This is a genomic window from Pseudomonas sp. 21615526, from assembly GCF_013386245.1.
Classification (GTDB): domain Bacteria; phylum Pseudomonadota; class Gammaproteobacteria; order Pseudomonadales; family Pseudomonadaceae; genus Aquipseudomonas.
In genome coordinates this window covers 1-20,781 of sequence record NZ_JACAOM010000101.1, presented here as the reverse complement: position 1 = coordinate 20,781, position 20,781 = coordinate 1, and the positions used below count along the sequence as shown (strand labels likewise).

Annotated in this window: 19 protein-coding genes; 9 read left to right on the top strand and 10 right to left on the bottom strand. The window is 60.2% G+C overall.

Annotated features, from left to right (window positions below; genetic code table 11):
• Window positions 1-2,424 (top strand): DNA topoisomerase (ATP-hydrolyzing) subunit B, encoded by a 2,424-nt coding sequence (gyrB, locus tag HX786_RS25340; protein WP_003213587.1) that lies wholly within the window; start codon window positions 1-3, stop codon window positions 2,422-2,424.
• 98 nt (window positions 2,425-2,522) lie between these two features.
• Here gyrB and HX786_RS25335 read toward each other — a convergent pair whose 3' ends face one another.
• On the bottom strand, window positions 2,523-3,245 hold the full coding sequence (locus HX786_RS25335; RefSeq protein WP_003213588.1) for a response regulator transcription factor: 723 nt from the start codon (window positions 3,243-3,245) through the stop codon (window positions 2,523-2,525).
• Between the two features lie 173 nt (window positions 3,246-3,418).
• Here HX786_RS25335 and HX786_RS25330 point away from each other — a divergent pair, with 173 nt between their 5' ends.
• From HX786_RS25330 to HX786_RS25320, 3 genes are all read left to right on the top strand, one after another.
• On the top strand, window positions 3,419-3,670 hold the full coding sequence (locus HX786_RS25330; protein ID WP_003213590.1) for a hypothetical protein: 252 nt from the start codon (window positions 3,419-3,421) through the stop codon (window positions 3,668-3,670).
• A gap of 269 nt (window positions 3,671-3,939) precedes the next feature.
• Window positions 3,940-4,935 (top strand): FecR domain-containing protein, encoded by a 996-nt coding sequence (locus HX786_RS25325; protein ID WP_256735322.1) that lies wholly within the window; start codon window positions 3,940-3,942, stop codon window positions 4,933-4,935.
• An 18-nt stretch (window positions 4,936-4,953) separates the two neighbouring features.
• Window positions 4,954-7,245: a CHASE2 domain-containing protein gene (locus tag HX786_RS25320; protein WP_178912745.1), complete on the top strand. Its 2,292-nt coding sequence runs from the start codon at window positions 4,954-4,956 to the stop codon at window positions 7,243-7,245.
• Window positions 7,246-7,424: 179 nt separating this feature from the next.
• On the opposite strand, the gene HX786_RS25315 is transcribed toward HX786_RS25320, so the two are convergent.
• The 4 genes from HX786_RS25315 to glyQ all read right to left on the bottom strand — a co-directional run bounded on the left by HX786_RS25315 (window position 7,425) and on the right by glyQ (window position 11,823).
• Window positions 7,425-8,195, bottom strand: a complete 771-nt coding sequence (locus tag HX786_RS25315) for a 1-acyl-sn-glycerol-3-phosphate acyltransferase (protein ID WP_087694572.1) — start codon at window positions 8,193-8,195, stop codon at window positions 7,425-7,427.
• 84 nt (window positions 8,196-8,279) lie between these two features.
• Entirely contained in the window at window positions 8,280-8,816 is a 537-nt protein-coding gene (gene gmhB / locus HX786_RS25310) for a D-glycero-beta-D-manno-heptose 1,7-bisphosphate 7-phosphatase (protein WP_166742131.1), read from the bottom strand.
• A gap of 2 nt (window positions 8,817-8,818) precedes the next feature.
• The gene (gene glyS, locus HX786_RS25305; RefSeq protein WP_003213599.1) at window positions 8,819-10,873 is read right to left on the bottom strand and encodes a glycine--tRNA ligase subunit beta; all 2,055 of its coding nucleotides are present in this window, start codon (window positions 10,871-10,873) and stop codon (window positions 8,819-8,821) included.
• Window positions 10,870-11,823 carry a glycine--tRNA ligase subunit alpha gene (gene glyQ / locus HX786_RS25300; protein ID WP_003213601.1) on the bottom strand — a complete coding sequence of 318 codons (954 nt, stop codon included), beginning with the start codon at window positions 11,821-11,823 and terminating at the stop codon, window positions 10,870-10,872. Before glyQ ends, glyS begins: the two co-directional genes overlap by 4 nt.
• Window positions 11,824-11,904: 81 nt before the next feature.
• On the opposite strand from glyQ, the gene HX786_RS25295 reads away from it, so the two are divergent.
• Together HX786_RS25295 and HX786_RS25290 are read left to right on the top strand one after the other, a co-directional pair.
• On the top strand, window positions 11,905-12,462 hold the full coding sequence (locus tag HX786_RS25295; protein WP_087694571.1) for a DNA-3-methyladenine glycosylase I: 558 nt from the start codon (window positions 11,905-11,907) through the stop codon (window positions 12,460-12,462).
• 40 nt (window positions 12,463-12,502) lie between these two features.
• Window positions 12,503-13,390 carry a lysophospholipid acyltransferase gene (locus tag HX786_RS25290; RefSeq protein ID WP_177122410.1) on the top strand — a complete coding sequence of 296 codons (888 nt, stop codon included), beginning with the start codon at window positions 12,503-12,505 and terminating at the stop codon, window positions 13,388-13,390.
• 134 nt (window positions 13,391-13,524) lie between these two features.
• Here the strand turns inward: HX786_RS25290 and HX786_RS25285 are convergent, their stop codons facing one another.
• The 5 genes from HX786_RS25285 to def are packed head-to-tail and all read right to left on the bottom strand — an operon-like array spanning window position 13,525 to window position 18,081.
• Complete coding sequence (locus HX786_RS25285; protein WP_003213608.1) at window positions 13,525-13,836, bottom strand: lipopolysaccharide assembly protein LapB; 312 nt, start codon at window positions 13,834-13,836, stop codon at window positions 13,525-13,527.
• A gap of 18 nt (window positions 13,837-13,854) precedes the next feature.
• Window positions 13,855-15,228 carry a Trk system potassium transporter TrkA gene (trkA, locus tag HX786_RS25280; RefSeq protein WP_003213611.1) on the bottom strand — a complete coding sequence of 458 codons (1,374 nt, stop codon included), beginning with the start codon at window positions 15,226-15,228 and terminating at the stop codon, window positions 13,855-13,857.
• A 22-nt stretch (window positions 15,229-15,250) separates the two neighbouring features.
• Window positions 15,251-16,561, bottom strand: a complete 1,311-nt coding sequence (gene rsmB, locus HX786_RS25275) for a 16S rRNA (cytosine(967)-C(5))-methyltransferase RsmB (protein ID WP_178912744.1) — start codon at window positions 16,559-16,561, stop codon at window positions 15,251-15,253.
• A complete protein-coding gene (fmt, locus tag HX786_RS25270; protein ID WP_178912743.1) occupies window positions 16,558-17,517 on the bottom strand; it encodes a methionyl-tRNA formyltransferase in 960 nt (319 codons plus the stop codon). The genes rsmB and fmt overlap by 4 nt, the downstream gene beginning before the upstream one ends.
• A 57-nt stretch (window positions 17,518-17,574) precedes the next feature.
• Complete coding sequence (def, locus tag HX786_RS25265) at window positions 17,575-18,081, bottom strand: peptide deformylase (protein ID WP_003213617.1); 507 nt, start codon at window positions 18,079-18,081, stop codon at window positions 17,575-17,577.
• Between the two features lie 150 nt (window positions 18,082-18,231).
• Here def and HX786_RS25260 point away from each other — a divergent pair, with 150 nt between their 5' ends.
• From HX786_RS25260 to HX786_RS25250, 3 genes are all read left to right on the top strand, one after another.
• Window positions 18,232-19,020, top strand: coding sequence for a peptidoglycan-binding protein (locus tag HX786_RS25260; RefSeq protein WP_178912742.1), 789 nt, complete (start codon window positions 18,232-18,234; stop codon window positions 19,018-19,020).
• A 63-nt stretch (window positions 19,021-19,083) separates the two neighbouring features.
• On the top strand, window positions 19,084-20,178 hold the full coding sequence (gene dprA / locus HX786_RS25255) for a DNA-processing protein DprA (RefSeq protein WP_177050671.1): 1,095 nt from the start codon (window positions 19,084-19,086) through the stop codon (window positions 20,176-20,178).
• Window positions 20,179-20,232: 54 nt separating this feature from the next.
• The coding region (locus tag HX786_RS25250) for an L-threonylcarbamoyladenylate synthase (protein ID WP_178912741.1) at window positions 20,233-20,781 on the top strand (549 nt) is incomplete at its 3' end.

Sequence of the window (20,781 nt, the reverse complement as noted above, 5' to 3'; positions counted from 1 at the left end):
ATGAGCGAAGAAAATACGAATACGTACGACTCGACCAGCATTAAAGTGCTTAAAGGTTTGGATGCCGTACGCAAACGTCCCGGTATGTACATCGGTGATACCGATGATGGCAGCGGTCTGCACCACATGGTGTTCGAGGTGGTCGATAACTCGATCGACGAAGCTTTGGCCGGTCACTGCGACGACATCAGCATCATCATCCACCCGGACGAATCCATCACCGTACGCGACAACGGTCGCGGCATTCCGGTAGATGTGCATAAAGAAGAAGGCGTTTCGGCGGCAGAGGTCATCATGACCGTGCTCCACGCCGGCGGTAAGTTCGACGATAACTCCTATAAAGTATCCGGCGGTTTGCACGGTGTAGGTGTTTCGGTAGTAAACGCCCTTTCTGAAGAGCTGATCCTGACTGTACGTCGTAGCGGCAAGATCTGGGAACAGACTTACGTTCATGGTGTTCCACAGGAACCGATGAAAATCGTCGGTGACAGCGAAAGCACTGGTACGCAGATTCACTTCAAGCCTTCGGCTGAAACCTTCAAGAACATCCACTTCAGCTGGGACATTCTGGCCAAGCGGATTCGTGAACTGTCTTTCCTGAACTCCGGTGTGGGTATCGTCCTGAAGGACGAACGCAGCGGCAAGGAAGAGCTGTTCAAGTACGAAGGCGGTCTGCGTGCGTTCGTTGAATACCTGAACACCAACAAGACCGCGGTCAATCAGGTGTTCCACTTCAACATCCAGCGTGAAGACGGCATCGGCGTAGAAATCGCCCTGCAGTGGAACGACAGCTTCAACGAGAACCTGTTGTGCTTCACCAACAACATTCCTCAGCGCGATGGCGGTACTCACCTGGTGGGTTTCCGTTCTGCACTGACGCGTAACCTGAACACCTACATCGAAGCGGAAGGCCTGGCGAAGAAACACAAAGTCGCCACCACCGGTGACGATGCCCGCGAAGGCCTGACCGCCATTATCTCGGTCAAGGTTCCGGATCCGAAGTTCAGCTCCCAGACCAAAGACAAGCTGGTGTCCTCCGAAGTGAAGACAGCGGTCGAACAGGAAATGGGCAAGTACTTCTCCGACTTCCTGCTGGAAAACCCGAACGAAGCCAAGCTGGTTGTCGGCAAGATGATCGACGCAGCACGGGCTCGTGAAGCGGCGCGTAAAGCCCGTGAGATGACCCGTCGTAAAGGTGCGCTGGATATCGCCGGCCTGCCGGGCAAACTGGCTGACTGCCAGGAGAAAGACCCTGCCCTCTCCGAACTGTACCTGGTGGAAGGTGACTCTGCTGGCGGTTCCGCCAAGCAGGGTCGTAACCGTCGCACCCAGGCCATCCTGCCGTTGAAGGGTAAGATCCTCAACGTCGAGAAGGCGCGTTTCGACAAGATGATTTCCTCGCAGGAAGTCGGCACCTTGATCACCGCCCTGGGCTGTGGCATCGGCCGCGATGAGTACAACATCGACAAGCTGCGCTATCACAACATCATCATCATGACCGATGCTGACGTTGACGGTTCGCACATCCGCACCCTGCTGCTGACGTTCTTCTTCCGTCAGTTGCCGGAGTTGATCGAGCGTGGCTACATCTACATCGCCCAGCCACCGTTGTACAAAGTGAAAAAAGGCAAGCAAGAGCAATACATCAAAGACGACGACGCCATGGAAGAGTACATGACGCAGTCGGCCCTGGAAGATGCGAGCCTGCACTTGAACGACGAAGCCCCGGGCATCTCCGGTGAAGCGTTGGAGCGCCTGGTAAACGACTTCCGCATGGTGATGAAGACCCTCAAGCGTTTGTCGCGCCTGTACCCTCAGGAGCTGACCGAGCACTTCATCTACCTGCCATCCGTCAGCCTGGAACAGTTGGGTGATCATGCTCACATGCAGGCTTGGTTGGCCCAGTACGAAGTCCGCCTGCGTACCGTTGAAAAATCCGGCCTGGTCTACAAAGCCAGCCTGCGTGAAGACCGTGAACGTAACGTCTGGCTGCCAGAGGTCGAACTGATTTCCCACGGCCTGTCGAACTACGTCACCTTCAACCGCGACTTCTTCGGCAGCAACGACTACAAGACGGTTGTTACCCTCGGCGCGCAACTGAGCACCCTGCTGGACGACGGTGCTTACATTCAGCGTGGCGAGCGCAAGAAAGCGGTCAAAGAGTTCAAGGAAGCCCTGGACTGGTTGATGGCGGAAAGCACCAAGCGCCATACCATTCAGCGATACAAAGGTCTGGGCGAAATGAACCCGGATCAGCTGTGGGAAACCACCATGGACCCAGCCCAGCGTCGCATGCTGCGCGTGACCATCGAAGACGCCATTGGCGCGGACCAGATCTTTAACACCCTGATGGGTGATGCGGTCGAGCCTCGTCGTGACTTCATCGAGAGCAATGCCCTGGCGGTTTCCAACCTGGACTTCTGATCAGGTTGCAGCGCAAAAACAAAAAAGGCCAACGCTTAGCGTTGGCCTTTTTTATGGGCTGGATATGAGCATTTTATAAATGCTCCACGTGGAACATCTCAGTCCTCGGAAGCCGCCGTCACACTCTCCAACCGATATCCGTACCCATAGATCGTCAGCAACTGCCAACCCCGATCCGCCGTCAGCCCGAGCTTATTCCGCAGCCGATAAATATGCGTATCCAGCGGCCGCGACGACACCATCTCCTCATGGGTCCAGAACCGTTCATACAGGTACTCTCGAGACAGCGGCCGCGCCAGGTTCTCAAACAGGCACCGCGCCAGGCGGTATTCGCGCTCCGTCAGGCTGATGGGTTTTCCCGCCCTGCTCACCGTGAGTTCAGCATCATCAAAGGTCAGGTCATTGAAGGTATGCACCTCACTGGCTGCAGACTTCTGCAACCCGTGGCGACGCAGAACGGCATTCACCCGAGCCTTAAGCTCATTGGGACGAAACGGCTTGCTGACGTAATCATCGGCACCACTGTTCAGCGCCTGGACGATATCGCTCTCGGCATCGCGGCTGGTAAGCATGATGGCGGCTGGCGGCGCTTCCATGTGCTCGCGGGTCCAGCGCAGCAATGCCAGGCCACTGAGGTCGGGCAGTTGCCAGTCAAGGATCAGCAAGTCGAAGGTCTCGCGGCGCAGTTGTCGCAGCAGGTCTTCTCCACGCTCGAAGCAGTGCAGGGTCCATGGCTGATCCGCAGCGCTGGGGATTTGTCGCAGTGTCTGTTCCACCCGCCGCAGTTCAGCAGGTTCGTCATCCAATATTGCGACACGCATGGCAGGGTCCTTTCTTATTGAAGAATGCGGGCATCGAATCTGAACAATTATGGCCAGATTCTCAGGCCCTCTGAATCTCTCGGTACGCTGATATCAAATGGCCGCAAGCCATTGGAAATCGTCAACACCCAAGCTGGGAAGATACCGGCTCGAGACCTTCAGGAAAAGGATCAATGGCAATCTGGTTTTATGCTGTTTCGAGACGTATGGCCGTTCTGGGGAAGGTTGATGTATGGGGAAGACTGGTATTGGTGGTGATGGTTGCTACGCTGGGCACGGAAACGGTCGGGGCCAATAAGCCGGCGATACCTATGCCGTTCGAGGAACGGCAGACTTTGAGTGAGCCCGGCAATGGCATGGGCTTCGCCCGTTCACCGTTTCAGCAACTCAGCGAACAGCAGCAGACCCAACGTTGGGTATTTTAAGTACCCGCAAATCTGAACAAATGTTGCGAATCGGTCCGATGCACCTATGTTGTAGGTAAATTCGCTCTCGCTGGATGACACACGGATTGGAGCGACGGAAGTGCTCCGACACAGGGACGTGTCATCTTCTGCAATGGATCTCACGCTCCCAGATATTTCGGCTATCGACTGGATACCTCATCGAGTATCGTAGACGGTACTCAAGGTCTTCCCGCTGCAAGACGCTGCCTGAAAGTGCTTTCTGATGACCCATTAGAACTAGAATCTTGATGAGCGCCATGACCTTTTTCCCCTGCCGATTCCGCTCTGCCGCTTCTACGCTGTTGAGTTCGGGCCTGATCGTTACGCTTGGCGTAGTGAGTCTTCCGGCCTTGGCACGCCCTGCCCCTCCCCGTGCACCCTATATCGACGACAACCGGATGTGCCGCGCGCAACCGCTTCCGGCAGTGGTGCAGCACCTCACGGGGGAAGCCTGGAAACTGGATGCCAAGGGTGTGTCCGCGGCCCTGGAAGAAGGCATGTTCATTGATGAACAAGAAAGCGTGAAAACCTCATCGGGCGCATTTGTCAGCCTGTTGCTGGGGGACGGCTCGCGGATTGTCTTGCCCTCCAGCTCCCAGGTCCGATTGCATCTGGTCGAGGAGCAATCCATTCCCCAGGTGATTCTTGAAGAAGGTCAGGTCGAGGCTTACGTGATCAAGCGTGCCAGCGACTATGACCGTTTCCAGATCATGACCCCGGTGGGCGTTCTGGGGGTACGCGGCACGCATTTCCGTGTGCGTAACGATGGCGAACAATCGCTGGTGGAAGTACTCAACGGGCAAGTGGCGGTCAATCGTGATGACGCTCCACCGAGCCCGCGCCCTATCAAGAAGAAGCCCATTACCGGTCCAGTCTCTGGTGAAGTAAAGGTTGGTGCGCGGCAGGGCCTGGCCTTCAAGAAACAAGGTGAACTCAAACCCGTGGAACTGCTTGATGCGCCACGGTTGGTCGGCCAGGACGGTCAAAAGGGCGATGCGCCTGTCTGGACCCTGTTCCTGCGGCCATTGGCCGGGGCCCAGCGCTACCGGGCCCAGGTCGCGACCGATAAGGAGTTTCTGAACATCAAGCAGGAAAACTTCTCCGACAAGCCGCAAATGCGCTTCACTGGGCTGAAAGCATCGTTCTATCACGTTCGCTTGTCGGCATATGATGAACACGGGCTTGAGGGAGAAACCGGGGTTTATGACATTTTCTATTACCCACCCGCGAACCGCGTGCAGTAGTGCCCTGGACGCGAGCCGGTGAGGCTGTGGCACAGGGCTGAAAAGCGCCAACCGACTCAGGCTCAGCGGCTGTTCAATGGCCTGGTGCGCGAATGGCTGTGGGTCAGCCTGTTGCTATTACCCATCACGGCCTTCCTGTCCCTGAGCCCTGGCCTGGCCCTCAATAACCTGCTGTATGACAGCCTCCGCCGGCTGGCACCTTTATCGGTGGATCCACGCATCCTGCTGGTAACGATCGACGACCGAAGCCTGAAGGAACTTGGCCAATGGCCATGGTCCCGACGTGTGCATGCCGACCTGCTTGATCGGCTGAGCGCCGCCAAGCCTGCCGGCATCCTGTTTGATGTGATCTTCAGCGAGCCCGCCCGGGAGCCAGCCAATGACCTGCGCCTGGCCGAGGCTATGTGCAACGCTGGCAACGTCCTGTTGCCTTTGATTCGTGAAGGCTCGCCGCGCTACGGCCAGCCTGTGGCGCAAATCCTGCCAGTGTTGCCCTTGCGTGATTGCGCCCGTAGCGTCGGCCATATCAACGTGGAAGCGGACAGCGACGGCATCGTTCGAAGCCTGTATTTACGTGAAGGTCCACCCGGTAATTTGACACCGCAGTTAGCCTGGCTGGCGTTTGAACTGAGCGGCCAGCCATCCCTAATGCCGGGCGCACCTGGTCCGTCGGAAAGCTCCAGCTGGCAGCGGGAAAATGCCATTCGAATTCCTTTTATTGCCAGTCATGCCGGCTTTCCCAGCGTGCCGTATATCAGTGTCTTGCGCGGGGAGGTGCCATCCGAGTTGCTGCGCGACCGCTTGATCCTGATTGGCGCTACGGCACCGGGCATGGGCGACCGTTATGTCACGCCGCTTTCGGCCAGTGTCGGCACCACCCCGGGCGTGGAGATCCAGGCAAATATTCTCAATGGCTTGCTGCAAGGGCGCAGTATTGTCGATCTGCCCGTGTGGATGGCGACGCTACTGGCCACCGCGATGGTCGCGGTGCTGTTGGGCCTTCTGCTGTTTCGACCGCGTTATGCACTGTGGCTGACCCTCGGTTGCATGGGGGCTGCGCTTCTGGGTTCTTGGGGCCTGTTGCGCCTGGGCCATTGGTGGTCGCCGGCAGCAAGTCTGGTTGGCATGTTGCTCAGCTATCTGATCTGGAACTGGCGGCGCCTGAGCGTGATCCTGGCCTACTTCGGCTGGGAACTGGCACGCCTGGACAACGAGCCCAAAGTGCTCCCGGAGCGCCGTCGAGCGCCCGCCAGCCAGGGTGATGTATTGCAGGGACGAATCTTCGCCCTCGAACAAGCGGTCAGCCGTACCCGGGACACTCGTCGCTTCATGGCCGATGGGCTGGAATGTTTGCCTGTAGCAACCTTGATTACCGATCCCAGGGGCAACGTCCTGCTGGCCAATCGAATTGCCCGCGATGTGTTCGGCAATGAACTGGTGGCCGAAAACCTCTTGGATCAGCTCGCCACATTAGGTTATCCACCGCTGCAGGACGGTGTTCGCCCTGCCCTGTCGACGCTGGAGATTGTCGAGTTCCGCGACACCCTTGACCGCAGCCTGCGCCTCGACCTGGCGCCGCTGCTGCCTGCAGACGGTGACGTGGCCCTGGGCTGGCTGCTGAGCCTCACAGACCTGAGCATTGAGCGTGATACCCAGCAGCAACGGGAGACCCTGCTGCGCTTTCTGTCCCATGACTTGCGTGCGCCGCATTCGGCGATCCTGGCCCTGTTGGATGTTCAGGACACCGCCGCGCCGATATTTGCGCAGATCGAACAACAAGTTCGCCGTGCCCTGAACCTGACCGAATCATTCGTGCAGTTGGCGAAAGCCGAATCCGATGGCTACCAATTCCAGCCCAGCCTGTTCGCCATGTTGGTACTCGACGCATTTGATCAAGTCGCAGTGCACGCCCAGTTGAAAGGCATTCGCCTGGTCCATCACCTGGATGAAGACGGCGAAGAAATGGTGTGGGCGGATCAATCGCTGCTGACCCGCGCCTTGTTCAACCTGTTGGAAAATGCGGTGAAATACAGCCCATCGGGCACCACCGTTACGTTAAGCCTGACCAGTCATGAAGACGCGTTGGAGTGCCGCATCAGCGACCAGGGGCGAGGAATCTCCCCGCAGGATTTGCCCGAACTCTTCGCTCAATACCGGCGCTTCGCCTCGGCTCAGGGCAGTGAAGGATTGGGGTTGGGGCTGACCATGGTCAAGGCCGTCGTGGATCGTCACGGTGGGAGAATTCGCTGCGAAAGCGAGGTGGATAAAGGTACGACCTTCATCCTTCAGCTGCCATTGTGGCGAGACTGAATCGCGGCTTTTCACCTGTGCATAAAAAACCGGTCTCAAGGACCGGTTTTTAATGCGGGAAAAACTTATGCACCTTTTCCGCTGTTTTATGAGCTTGGGAAATATGTAAGTAAATCAGCAGCCTATAAGCCAAAAAGAGCTATTCGCCAACAAACCGTACACAGGTTATCCACAGAAACTCAAATCACCGGCGTGTCGACCACAACCGGCTCCGGCGGCAACGAACCCATGGCCCTTTGTTGCGCTTCATTCCATGCCTGGGCACGGTCGTTCAGCGCTGCAATGGCACGTGGGCCTTCGCCCTCGGCATACATGGGCTCGCCAATGATTACAGTGATGGTGCCTTGACGCTTGGCCCAGCCGGTCTTTGGCCAGAACTTGCCGGCGTTGTGGGCAATCGGCAGCACCGGCAGCCCGGCGTTCACCGCCAGGGCCGTACCGCCACGTGAGAACTTGCCCACAGTGCCGTAGGGCACGCGTGTGCCTTCAGGGAAGATCAGCACCCAAACTCCATCCTTCAACAGCTCATCGCCCTTCTTGGCCACATGCTTGAGTGCGGCCTTGGGGTTGTCGCGGTCGATGGCGATCGGTCGCAGCATGGCCATGGCCCAGCCGAAAAATGGCACGTACAGCAGCTCACGCTTGAGCACCTGGCTCAGGGGCGAGAAATACGCAGACAGGAAAAAGGTTTCCCAGGTGCTCTGGTGGTTCGACAGAATCACACAAGGCTGGTCCGGGACGTTTTCGGCGCCCTTGATCTCGAAACGAATGTTCAGGAACACCTTGGTCAACCACAGCGCGCAGTTGCACCAAAAGACGTTGATGAAACGATAGCGCGCCTTGAACGGCAGGAAAGGCGCGATAAAAAAGCTCAGGGTGCACCAGAGAAAAGAGCTGGTGCCCAACAGCAGGTAAAAGAAGAAGGTTCTGATGGCCTGCAAAATCGACATGGCGGCATTTACCGTTGCGGGACAACGCCCGCCTGTTAAAAGCGCGCTCCCGAACAGTCCTTGGTCAGGAAGTCAGAAGGGCTGCTAGTTGTTGATAAGTTCTGCGGCAACCGCCGCCAGATCGTCAAAAATCAAAGTACCTACCGGCAGGGTTTTAGCCTGGGTCTTTTCGCCTTTCCCGGTTTTTACCAAAACTGGCTGAGAGTCGACGGCTTTGGCGGCTTCCAGGTCACCGAGGCTGTCCCCGACAAACCATAGCCCAGCCAACGGCACGTTGTAATGTTCAGCAATAGTTTTAAGCATACCCGGTTTGGGCTTGCGGCAATCGCAGCCTTCATCCGGGCCGTGCGGGCAATACACCACCAGCCCTACTTCACCGCCCTGCTCGGCCACCAGCGTGCGCAGGCGCGCGTGCATGGCGTCGAGGGTGGCGATGTCGTAGTAGCCGCGAGCGATGCCGGACTGGTTGGTGGCGATGGCCACTGTCCAGCCCGCTTTGCTCAACTGCGCGATGGCCTCGATCGAGCCGGGCAGTGGAATCCATTCCGCCACCGATTTGATGTAAGCGTCGGAGTCGTAATTGATCACTCCGTCCCGATCGAGAATCAGCAGTTTCAACATGGTCAGCTCAGTACGGAAATGTCAGCGATATTGATGAACAGGCCGCGCAGGCGCGCCAGCATGGCGTAGCGGTTTTTCCGCACGCCCGCGTCTTCGGCATTGATCATCACCGCTTCGAAGAACGCATCCACCGGCTCACGCAAGGTGGCCAGGCGCGCCAAGGCTTCGGCGTAGTTGCGTTCGGCGATCAGCGGCTTCACTGCGTTTTCCGCCTTGGCGATGGCCGAGTTCAGCGAGAACTCCTTGGCATCGGCAAACAGGCCCGGGTCGACTTCGGCATTGCCGAGGTTGTCGGCCTTGCTCAGCAGGTTCGACACACGCTTGTTCACGGCGGCCAGGGCACCGGCTTCCGGCAGCTTGCGGAAGGCCTGTACGGCCTGCACACGCTGGTCGAAGTCCAGCGCCGAACCTGGTTGCAGGGCACGTACCGACAGGTACACCGAAACGTCCACGCCTTCGTCTTCGTAACGCGCACGCAGACGGTCGAACACGAACTCCAGCACTTGCTCGGCCAGGCCGGCTTGCTTGACCTTGGCACCGAACTGGCCAACCGCAAACACCACGGCCTGGGTCAGGTCGAGGTCGAGCTTCTTGTCGATCAGGATGCGCAGCACGCCCAGGGCCGCACGGCGCAGCGCATACGGGTCTTTGCTGCCGGTAGGCAACATGCCGATACCGAAGATACCGACTAGGGTATCCAGCTTGTCAGCGATGGCCACGGCCGCACCGGTGAGGGTGGTCGGCAGCTCGGCGCCAGCACCGCGCGGCATGTACTGCTCGTTCAGCGCGAGGGCGACGTCTTGCGGCTCGCCATCATTCAGGGCGTAGTAGTAACCGGCAACACCTTGCATCTCCGGGAACTCGCCGACCATCTCGGTGGCCAGGTCGCACTTGGACAGCAGGCCGGCACGCGCAGCCCAGGCAGCATCGCCACCAATGCGTGGCGCGATGTAGGCCGCCAGCTTGGAAACCCGTACGGCCTTGTCGTAGACGCTGCCGAGTTTTTCCTGGAACACCACGTTCTGCAGGCGCAGGTTGAAGTCTTCGAGCTTCTGCTTCTTGTCTTGCTTGAAGAAGAACTCGGCGTCAGTCAGGCGCGGGCGAACGACTTTTTCGTTACCGGCGATGATCTGCTGCGGGTCCTTGCTTTCGATGTTGGCCACGGTGATGAAGCGCGGCAGCAGCTTGCCGTCGACGTCCAGCAGGCAGAAATACTTCTGGTTGTCCTGCATGGTGGTGATCAGCGCTTCCTGCGGCACGTCGAGGAAACGCTCCTCGAACGAGCACACCAGCGGCACTGGCCATTCAACCAAAGCGGTCACTTCGTCCAGCAGGCTTGGCGGCACGATGGCGGTGCCTTCCTGCAGGCGGGCCAGCTCTTCGGTACGCTTGCTGATCAGCTCGCGGCGCTCATTGGCATCCGCCAGCACATAGGCTGCACGCAGGTCATTGAGGTAGTTGGCGGGCGCGGTGATGCGCACGGCTTCAGGATGGTGGAAGCGGTGGCCACGTGAATCACGGCCGGCCTTCTGGGCGAGGATGGTGCAGTCGATGACCTGGTCACCGAGCAGCATCACCAGCCATTGGGTCGGGCGCACGAACTCTTCCTTGCGGGCACCCCAGCGCATGCGCTTGGGAATCGGCAGGTCGTTCAGCGAGTCTTCAACGATGGTCGGCAACAGGCTGGCGGTCGGCTTGCCGGTGATGACCTGGCTGAAACGCAGCTTCGGGCCACTCTGGTCGATTTCGCTCAGCTCGACGCCACACTTCTTGGCAAAACCAAGGGCGGCTTGAGTCGGGTTGCCTTCAGCATCGAAGGCGGCCTGGCGTGGCGGGCCGTCGAGGTTGATGCTGCGGTCCGGCTGCTGGGTTTCCAGTGCGGTGAGCAACACAGCCAGTCGGCGCGGCGCGGCGTAGACTTTTTTTGCGGCGAACTTCAGGCCAGCGGTTTGCAGGCCTTTTTCGATACCGGCCAGGAATGCGTCGGCCAGGGTATTCAGTGCCTTGGGTGGCAGCTCTTCGGTGCCCAGTTCAACCAGGAAATCTTGAGCACTCATTGTGCAGCCTCCAGCTTAGCCAACACTTCATCACGCAGGTCCGGGGTGGCCATCGGGAAGCCCAGCTTGGCGCGAGCCAACAGGTAGGCTTGGGCGACGGAACGCGCCAGGGTGCGTACACGCAGGATGTATTGCTGGCGCGCAGTTACCGAGATGGCACGACGGGCGTCCAGCAGGTTGAAGGTGTGGGATGCCTTCAGAACCATTTCATAGCTTGGCAACGGCAGCGGCTGATCCAGTTCGATCAGGCGCTTGGCTTCGCTTTCATAGAAGTCGAACAGTTCGAACAGCTTCTCGACGTTCGCGTGTTCGAAGTTGTAGGTCGACTGCTCCACTTCGTTCTGGTGGAACACGTCGCCGTAGGTCACCTTGCCGAACGGGCCGTCAGCCCACACCAGGTCGTAGACCGAGTCCACGCCTTGCAGGTACATGGCCAGGCGCTCGAGACCGTAGGTGATCTCGCCGGTCACCGGGTAGCACTCGATGCCGCCGGCTTGCTGGAAGTAAGTGAACTGCGTCACTTCCATGCCGTTGAGCCAGACTTCCCAGCCCAGGCCCCAGGCGCCCAGGGTTGGCGATTCCCAGTTGTCTTCGACGAAACGGATGTCGTGGACCAGCGGGTCCAGGCCGACATGTTTCAACGAGCCCAGGTACAGCTCCTGGAAGTTGTCCGGGTTTGGCTTCAGAACCACCTGGAACTGGTAGTAGTGCTGCAGGCGGTTCGGGTTTTCGCCGTAGCGGCCGTCAGTCGGGCGACGACTGGGCTGCACATAAGCGGCGTTCCAGGTTTCCGGGCCGATGGCCCGCAGGAAGGTAGCGGTGTGGAAAGTGCCGGCGCCTACTTCCATATCGTAGGGCTGAAGTACCACACAACCTTGCTCGGCCCAGTATTGCTGGAGGGCGAGGATCAAGTCTTGGAAGGTACGCACGGCTGGCGTAGGCTGGCTCACGAAATTCACCTGTTACTTGGGCTGCGATTTAAAGAGCGGGAGTATACCCGATTCGGCCGCGCCACCATCCCCTGGAGCCTTATGCCACGCTGCTTTTGGTGTTCTGAAGATCCGCTGTACATGGCTTATCACGATCAGGAGTGGGGAACGCCGCTGCGCGATGCGCAGGGACTGTTCGAGTTGCTTTTGCTCGAAGGGTTCCAGGCGGGCCTGTCCTGGATCACCGTTTTACGCAAACGCGAGCATTATCGAAAGGTCTTGTTCGGCTTTGATGCGCAGCGTCTGGCCCAACTGAGCGATGCCGAGATCGAAGCGCTGATGCTCGATCCGGGCATCGTGCGTAACCGCCTGAAACTCAATGCCACCCGGCGCAATGCCGCCGCCTGGCTGGCGCTGCAGGACCCCGTGGAGTTTCTGTGGTCGTTTGTGGGCGGCGTGCCCAAGGTCAATCATTTCAAGGACCGCAGCCAGGTCCCGGCCATTACGCCGGAGGCTGAGGCCATGAGCAAAGCCTTGAAAAAAGCCGGCTTCACCTTCGTCGGGCCGACCATCTGCTACGCGTTCATGCAGGCCTCGGGCATGGTCATGGACCACACTCAGGACTGCGACCGTTACGCGGACCTCGCCAACGCCGGTTAGAATGGCGGCTTTGCGCACCACACACGATCAGGAGTGACCTGTGGAAAAGTTTAAAGGCGCCTTGCTGGTAGGCGCTCTTCGGTTGTTTGCCCTGCTGCCCTGGCGCGCGGTGCAAGCGGTCGGTTCGGCAATTGGCTGGATCATGTGGAAAACCCCCAACCGTTCCCGCGAGACGGTGCGGATCAACCTGTCCAAATGCTTCCCGGACATGGATCCGACCGAGCGCGAGCGTCTCGTTGGACGCAGCCTGATGGACATCGGCAAGTCCCTGACCGAAAGCGCCTGCGCCTGGATCTGGCCGGCCCAGCGTTCCATCGACCTGGTGCGCGAGGTCGAAGGCCTGGAAGTGCTGCACGAAGCCCTGGCTTCGGGCAAAGGCGTGGTCGGCATCACCAGCCACCTGGGCAACTGGGAAGTGTTGAACCACTTCTATTGCAGCCAGTGTAAACCGATCATTTTCTACCGCCCGCCGAAGCTCAAGGCGGTGGATGACTTGCTGCGCAAACAGCGGGTGCAACTGGGTAACCGCGTGGCGGCGTCCACCAAGGAAGGCATCCTCAGCGTCATCAAGGAAGTGCGCAAAGGCGGCCAGGTGGGGATTCCTGCGGATCCGGAGCCGGCGGAATCGGCCGGGATCTTCGTGCCGTTCTTCGCCACCCAGGCGCTGACCAGCAAGTTCGTGCCGAACATGCTGGCGGGGCACAAGGCGGTCGGGGTGTTCCTGCATGCCCTGCGGCTGCCGGATGGCTCGGGCTACAAAGTGATCCTGGAAGCGGCGCCGGAAGACATGTACAGCACCGACACCGCCACTTCGTGTGCGGCGATGAGCAAGGTGGTGGAGCGCTATGTGGGGGCTTACCCGAGCCAGTACATGTGGAGCATGAAACGCTTCAAGAAGCGCCCGCCGGGTGAGGCGCGGTGGTATTGATGTACGGCTGACTCAAGGTTGGCACAAAACAAAATGTGGGAGCGGGCTTGCTCGCGAAGGCGGTGTATCAGACACAAATTCGGTGACTGACACGACGCCTTCGCGAGCAAGCCCGCTCCCACATTGGGTTCTGCTTAAGCTTGGCGGTCGAGTTTCTTCAGGAATACGGTCATTTCCTTTTCGGCCTGCTTGTCGCCATGTGCCAGGGCCGCTTCAATACCCTTCTCCCAAGCTAACCGCGCTGCAGCGTTATCACCCTGCCCCAGCTGCGCCTTGCCCAACAGCTTCCACGCCGCCGAATACTTCGGGTCGAACTCGACGCATTTCTGCAAATGCTCGGCCGCCTTGGCGTTGTCCTTCAGATCAAGATAACCCTTGCCCAAACCAAACCGCAGCAGTGAGTTATCCACACCCTTGGCGAGCATTTTTTCCAGGGATTCGAGCATGTCGGTCACTCCGTTTGATCAGAAAAAGCTCAGGCCCACGTGGAACAGCTTCTCCACATCGCGGATATGTTTTTTATCCACAAGGAACAGAATCACGTGGTCGCCCGTGGCGATCACCGTGTCGTCGTGGGCGATGATCACTTCTTCATCGCGAATGATTGCGCCGATGGTGGTGCCCGGCGGCAGGCCGATATCGCGGATCGCCTTGCCAATCACCTTGCTCGACTTCGAATCACCGTGGGCAATCGCCTCGATGGCTTCCGCCGCACCCCGGCGCAACGAGTGCACACTGACGATATCGCCGCGGCGCACGTGGGCCAGCAAGGTGCCGATGGTCGCCAGTTGCGGGCTGATGGCGATGTCGATATCGCCGCCCTGGATCAGGTCGACGTAGGCCGGGTTGTTGATGATGGTCATCACCTTCTTCGCCCCCAGCCGCTTGGCCAGCAACGACGACATGATGTTGGCTTCGTCATCGTTGGTCAGGGCCAGGAAGATGTCGGCGTCGGCGATGTTTTCTTCCAGCAGCAGATCACGATCCGAGGCGCTGCCCTGCAGGACCACGGTGCTGTCGAGGGTGTCGGACAAATACCGGCAGCGTGCCGGATTCATCTCGATGATCTTCACCTGGTAGCGGCTTTCGATGGCCTCGGCCAAGCGCTCACCGATCTGCCCGCCGCCGGCGATGACGATGCGTTTATAGGTTTCATCCAGACGGCGCATTTCGCTCATCACCGCGCGAATGTTCGCTTTGGCGGCGATGAAAAACACCTCGTCGTCAGCCTCGATCACCGTATCGCCCTGGGGCAGGATCGGCCGGTCGCGACGGAAGATCGCCGCCACCCGCGTCTCGACGTTGGGCATGTGCTCGCGTAGCTGGCGCAGTTGCTGGCCCACCAACGGTCCGCCGTAGTAGGCCTTGACCGCCACCAGCTGTGCCTTGCCTTCGGCGAAGTCGATCACCTGCAAGGCGCCCGGGTGTTCGATCAGGCGCTTGATGTAATGGGTCACCACCTGTTCCGGGCTGATCAGCACATCGACCGGGATCGCGTCGTTGTCGAACAGTCCGGCGCGGGTCAGGTAGGCCGCCTCACGCACTCGGGCGATCTTGGTCGGAGTGTGAAACAGGGTGTGGGCGACCTGGCAGGCAACCATGTTGGTCTCGTCACTGTTGGTGACTGCCACCAGCATGTCGGCATCGTCGGCACCGGCCTGGCGCAGCACTGTAGGAAACGAGGCGCGGCCCTGTACGGTACGGATGTCCAAACGGTCGCCCAAATCCCGCAGGCGCTCCGCGTCGGTGTCGACCACGGTGATGTCGTTGGCTTCGCTGGCCAAATGCTCGGCCAGCGTACCGCCAACCTGCCCTGCGCCGAGGATGATGATTTTCATCCGGTCACTCCCTTAAAACCATTCAGCCGCGAGCGGCGGCAATCTTGATCAGCTTGGCGTAATAGAACCCGTCGTGGCCGCCTTCCTGGGCCAGCAACTGGCGGCCATGAGGCTGCTTGATCCCGGCCTGGATGTCGAGGTCCAGTTCCCGTGCGCCGCTGGTGCGAGCAAGGAAGGCTTCGATGACTTCAGTGTTTTCGGTAGGCAGCGTCGAGCAGGTGGCGTACAGCAGGATGCCGCCTACTTCGAGGGTCGGCCACAACGCGTCCAGCAACTCGCCTTGCAGCACGGCCAGGGCGGCGATGTCGTCGGGTTGGCGGGTCAGCTTTATGTCCGGGTGGCGGCGGATCACGCCGGTGGCGGAGCACGGTGCGTCCAGCAGGATGCGCTGGAACGGCTTGCCGTCCCACCAGGTGGCGGTGTCGCGGCCGTCAGCGGCGATCAGCTCGGCGCTGAGGCCCAGGCGGGCGAGGTTTTCCCGCACACGCACCAGGCGCTTGGCTTCCAGGTCGACGGCGACGACACCGGCCAGGTCTGCTTGCACTTCCATGATGTGGCAGGTCTTGCCGCCGGGGGCGCAACAGGCGTCCAGTACGCGTTGGCCCGGGGCCAGGTCCAGCAGGTCGGCGGCCAGTTGAGCGGCTTCGTCCTGCACGCTGATCCAGCCTTCGGCGAACCCGGGCAGGTTACGTACATCGCCCGGTTCTGTAAGAACGATGCCGTCCTGGCTGTAGACGCAGGCCGTGGCCGCTACACCGGCTTCGCCAAGCAACGTGAGATATGCGTCGCGGGTGCGATGACGGCGATTGACCCGCAGGATCATCGGCGGGTGCGCGTTGTTGGCTGCGCAGATGGCTTCCCACTGCTCGGGCCAGAACGCCTTCAGGGATTTTTGCAGCCAGCGCGGGTGGGCGGTGCGCACCACCGGGTCATGTTCCAGCTCGGCCAGCAGCGCTTCGCTTTCGCGCTGGGCGCGGCGCAGCACGGCGTTGAGCAGGGCCTTGGCCCAAGGCTTTTTCAGCTTGTCGGCGCAACCGACGGTTTCGCCGATTGCCGCGTGGGCCGGCACGCGGGTGTAGAGCAGTTGATACAGGCCCACCAGCAGCAGCGCCTCGACATCGGCGTCCGCCGCCTTGAACGGCTTTTGCAGCAGCTTGGCCGCCAGCGCCGATAAACGTGGCTGCCAGCGGGCGGTACCGAAGGCCAGGTCCTGGGTAAAGCCGCGATCGCGGTCTTCGACTTTATCCAGTTGGGTCGGCAACGAACTATTGAGGGAAGCCTTGCCGTTGAGCACGGCGGCCAGGGCCTTGGCGGCGGCCAGACGTGGGTTCATTGCGCGTCCACCGCTTGGCCGAGGACGATGCCAACGGCAAATTTCTCACGGCGACTGTTGAACAAATCGCTGAAGTTCAGCGCCTTGCCGCCGGGCAATTGCAGACGGGTCAGGCACAGCGCCTGTTCACCGCACGCTACCAACAGGCCGTCCTTGCTGGCGCCGATGATCTCGCCGGGGGCGCCCTTGCCTTCGGCCAGGGTGGCGGCCAGTACTTTCAAGGCCTCGCCATTGAGCATGCTGTGGCAGATCGGCCACGGGTTGAAGGCACGCACCAGACGCTCCAGCTCAACGGCCGGGCGGCTCCAGTCGATGCGGGCTTCATCCTTGTTCAATTTGTGGGCGTAGGTGGCGAGGCTGTCGTCCTGCACTTCACCTTGCAGAGTGCCGGCAGCCAGGCCTGCGATGGCCTGGACGACAGCCGGCGGGCCCATTTCGGCGAGGCGATCATGCAGGCTGCCGCCGGTGTCTTGCCCGGTGATCGGGGTGGTGACTTTCAGCAGCATCGGCCCGGTGTCCAGGCCTGCTTCCATGCGCATCACGGTCACCCCGCTTTGCGCATCACCGGCTTCGACGGCACGCTGGATCGGTGCCGCGCCACGCCAGCGAGGCAGCAGCGAGGCGTGACTGTTGATGCAGCCCAGGCGCGGGATATCCAGCACAGCCTGGGGCAGGATCAAGCCGTAGGCCACCACCACCAGCAGGTCTGGCTTCAGCGCAGCCAGTTCGGCCTGGGCATCGGCGTCGCGCAGGGTCGGCGGCTGCAGCACCACAATGTTGTTTTCCAGTGCCAGCTGCTTGACCGGGCTGGGCATCAGTTTTTGCCCACGACCGGCCGGGCGATCGGGCTGGGTGTAGACCGCCACGATTTCATAAGGGCTGGCGAGCAGGGCCTTGAGGTGTTCGGCGGCGAATTCGGGGGTGCCGGCAAAAACGATGCGCAGTGGCTCGGTCATGGGAAACGTCTCACAAAAGAAAAAGGCTTGCCGGAGCAAGCCTTTGAAAGAAGGGAATCAAGCTTGCTGGCGATGCTTCTTTTCCAGCTTCTTCTTGATCCGGTCGCGTTTAAGCGTGGACAGGTAATCGACAAACAGCTTGCCGTTGAGGTGGTCGCACTCGTGTTGGATGCACACCGCCAGCAGGCCTTCGGCAATCATCTCGAACGGCTTGCCATCACGGTCCAGGGCCTTGATCTTGACGCGCTGGGGACGGTCGACGTTCTCGTAGAAGTCGGGCACCGACAGGCAGCCTTCCTGGTACTGGCCCATCTCGTCGGTCAGGGTTTCGAACTCAGGGTTGATAAACACCAGGGGCTCGCTGCGGTCTTCGGACAGGTCCATGACCACGACGCGCTGATGCACGTCGACCTGGGTCGCGGCGAGGCCGATACCCGGGGCTTCATACATTGTTTCAAACATGTCATCGACCAACTGACGAACCTTGGCGTCCACTACGGCCACTGGCTTGGCGATGGTGCGCAGGCGTGAGTCCGGAAATTCGAGGATGTTCAAAATAGCCATAAGCGTAATTGCTGCACATGTGAGGTAAAGGCAAGTCGGCGCCGGGGATGGACCCTTGATGTGCCGGGATAAGTGCCGTGGGAAAACGTCCGAAAGCCGCGAAGGCCAAGGCGTTTCACGCGAATGCACATAATAAAGGAGATTCACCCCATGAGGAAATCGCTACTCGTCTTGCTGCTGTGGGCCCAGGCCGTTATTGCCCAGGTTCCCGAGAGCTATCCACAGGCTGGCCAACCGTTGCCGCTTCATACGCAGCAGGCCATCCAGCGCTTTTTAATGCACAACCGCATTCTCGATACCCCCCAGGAACTGGAGCACGCTCCCTATATTGTTGCAGCAGATGCCGGACGAGTATTGGGCGCCGATGGCGAGCGTATTTATGCGCGAGGTGCCCTGGACCCTACCGCCGAAAGCTACGGGATCTTCCGTCGCGGCAAGGCCTATACCGACCCGCAAAGCCAGGAATTGCTGGGTATCAACGTCGACGACATTGGCACCGCACGTTTTGTGACGGCGGGCGATGTCAGCACGTTGAGTGTGCAGCGCGTCACCCAGGAAGTGCGGCCCGGCGACCGATTGCTCAGCCAGCAAGCGCCCACCGACCTGGCCAGCCTGGTGATTCAGATGCCTGCTCGCGCCACTGCCGGGCACATCATCGACGTGCCACGGGGCGTGACGCAGATCGGCGTGCTGGACGCGGTGACGCTGAACAAGGGCCGTCGTGACGGCCTGACGGAAGGCCATTTGCTGGCCGTGGTGAAAACCGGGGAAACCGTTCGGGACCGAGTGACCGGTGCTCCGGTGAAGATGCCCGACGAGCCGGCCGGGACGCTATTGGTGTTCCGCACCTACGAAAAGCTCAGCTACGGCCTGGTGCTCAGCGCGTCGCGTTCGCTGGCGGTAATGGACCGTTTTGAGGCGCCTGAACGAAGACAATAATTAGGTTGCTAAATAAGTTACCAACAGAGTTATCCACAGCTTGTTCCGATCAAGGACGATCATATGTTACCGACGAATGACCGTGAAATTTCCCCGGCAGAACTGGAAGCCCGACTACGCTTGCACAGGCTGCCGGAACTGGGTCCCAAGGGCTTTAAAAAACTTATCGAGGCCTTTGGTTCTGCGTCAAAAGCCATCAGCGCACCGGCCAGTGCCTGGCGCTCCCTGGGGCTCAAGGTGGCCAGCGCCGATGCCCGGCGTTGCGAGGAAGTACGTGATGGTGCCAGTGCGGCATTGGCCTGGTTGGAGCGTCCGGCCCAGCATTTGCTGATGTGGGACCAACCCGACTACCCGGCATTGCTTGCAGAATTGGATGATGCACCCCCGCTATTATTCGTCGCCGGCAACCCGGCGATTCTGGAGAAACCGCAGCTGGCGATGGTCGGCAGCCGTCGCGCCTCCAGGCCAGGAATGGATACCGCCGCCGCGTTTTCCCGCAGCCTGGCGAGTGCCGGTTTTGTCATCACCAGTGGCCTTGCCCTGGGTATCGACGGTGCTGCTCACCAGGCGGCTTTGGATGTTGGTGGACATACAATCGGCGTGCTGGGCACCGGGCTCGAAAATTTTTATCCACAGCGCCATCGACGCTTGGCCGAGGCGATGATTGCCCAAGGCAGTGCCGTGGTTTCCGAGTTTCCGTTGGACGCCGCGCCCCAGGCCGGCAACTTCCCGCGCCGCAACCGTATTATCAGTGGCCTGTCGCTTGGGGTACTGGTGGTGGAGGCCAGCATGGCCAGCGGTTCGCTGATCACCGCGCGGCTGGCGGCGGAGCAAGGGCGCGAGGTATACGCCATCCCCGGCTCCATCCATCACCCCGGGGCCAAAGGCTGCCATCAACTGATCCGCGATGGCGCGGTGCTGGTGGAAACCATCGAACACATTCTCGAAAACCTGCGTGGCTGGCAGGCCCTCTCCCGCCCGGCGCCGATTGCGGTCAATCATCCGCTGGTGGCGCTGTTGCACGCGGCGCCCCACACCAGTGAAGCCCTGGCGATTGCCAGTGGCAGGGCCTTGTCCGAGGTGCTGGCCAGCCTGACGGAGCTGGAACTGGAAGGCCGAGTGATCTGCGAAAGCGGGCGCTGGCTTGCGCGCAGCTAGGTTTTGTAACGAAGATCGGTAAACTGCGCAGAGCTTTAGTCCGGAGAGTGAGTAATGGTCAACAGGTGGCGGGTGCGAGAAGCCGCACGAGAAATTCGCGCAGGCGCAGTGATTGCCTATCCAACCGAGGCGGTCTGGGGCCTGGGCTGTGACCCTTGGAACGAAGAAGCGGTGGATCGGTTGCTGGCGATCAAGGGCCGGTCTGTGGATAAGGGGTTGATCCTGATTGCCGACAATATCCGTCAGTTCGATTTTCTCTTCGAAGACTTTCCCGATGAGTGGATGGACCGCATGGCCAGTACCTGGCCTGGCCCGAATACGTGGCTGGTGCCCCATCAGGACTTGCTGCCCGAGTGGATTACCGGGGTGCATGACACGGTGGCGTTGCGGGTGACTGATCATCCGCAAGTGCGGGATCTGTGCTCGCTGGTCGGGCCACTGATTTCCACCTCGGCCAACCCGCAGGGCCGCCCGGCGGCGCGCACGCGGATTCGTGTGGAGCAGTACTTCCGCGGGCAGGTGGATCTGGTATTGGGGGGGAATCTGGGTGGGCGCAAGAACCCGAGTCTGATTCGGGATCTGGCGACGGGTGAGGTTGTGCGG

What these genes read in the sequence shown, in the direction of transcription:
- gyrB (WP_003213587.1), top strand. Translation starts at nt 1, where the DNA reads ATGAGCGAAGAAAATACGAATACGTACGACTCGACCAGCATTAAAGTG.
- HX786_RS25335 (WP_003213588.1), bottom strand. Translation starts at nt 3,245, where the DNA reads ATGCGTGTCGCAATATTGGATGACGAACCTGCTGAACTGCGGCGGGTG.
- HX786_RS25330 (WP_003213590.1), top strand. Translation starts at nt 3,419, where the DNA reads ATGGCAATCTGGTTTTATGCTGTTTCGAGACGTATGGCCGTTCTGGGG.
- HX786_RS25325 (WP_256735322.1), top strand. Translation starts at nt 3,940, where the DNA reads ATGAGCGCCATGACCTTTTTCCCCTGCCGATTCCGCTCTGCCGCTTCT.
- HX786_RS25315 (WP_087694572.1), bottom strand. Translation starts at nt 8,195, where the DNA reads ATGTCGATTTTGCAGGCCATCAGAACCTTCTTCTTTTACCTGCTGTTG.
- gmhB (WP_166742131.1), bottom strand. Translation starts at nt 8,816, where the DNA reads ATGTTGAAACTGCTGATTCTCGATCGGGACGGAGTGATCAATTACGAC.
- glyS (WP_003213599.1), bottom strand. Translation starts at nt 10,873, where the DNA reads ATGAGTGCTCAAGATTTCCTGGTTGAACTGGGCACCGAAGAGCTGCCA.
- HX786_RS25295 (WP_087694571.1), top strand. Translation starts at nt 11,905, where the DNA reads ATGCCACGCTGCTTTTGGTGTTCTGAAGATCCGCTGTACATGGCTTAT.
- HX786_RS25285 (WP_003213608.1), bottom strand. Translation starts at nt 13,836, where the DNA reads ATGCTCGAATCCCTGGAAAAAATGCTCGCCAAGGGTGTGGATAACTCA.
- trkA (WP_003213611.1), bottom strand. Translation starts at nt 15,228, where the DNA reads ATGAAAATCATCATCCTCGGCGCAGGGCAGGTTGGCGGTACGCTGGCC.
- rsmB (WP_178912744.1), bottom strand. Translation starts at nt 16,561, where the DNA reads ATGAACCCACGTCTGGCCGCCGCCAAGGCCCTGGCCGCCGTGCTCAAC.
- fmt (WP_178912743.1), bottom strand. Translation starts at nt 17,517, where the DNA reads ATGACCGAGCCACTGCGCATCGTTTTTGCCGGCACCCCCGAATTCGCC.
- def (WP_003213617.1), bottom strand. Translation starts at nt 18,081, where the DNA reads ATGGCTATTTTGAACATCCTCGAATTTCCGGACTCACGCCTGCGCACC.
- HX786_RS25260 (WP_178912742.1), top strand. Translation starts at nt 18,232, where the DNA reads ATGAGGAAATCGCTACTCGTCTTGCTGCTGTGGGCCCAGGCCGTTATT.
- dprA (WP_177050671.1), top strand. Translation starts at nt 19,084, where the DNA reads ATGTTACCGACGAATGACCGTGAAATTTCCCCGGCAGAACTGGAAGCC.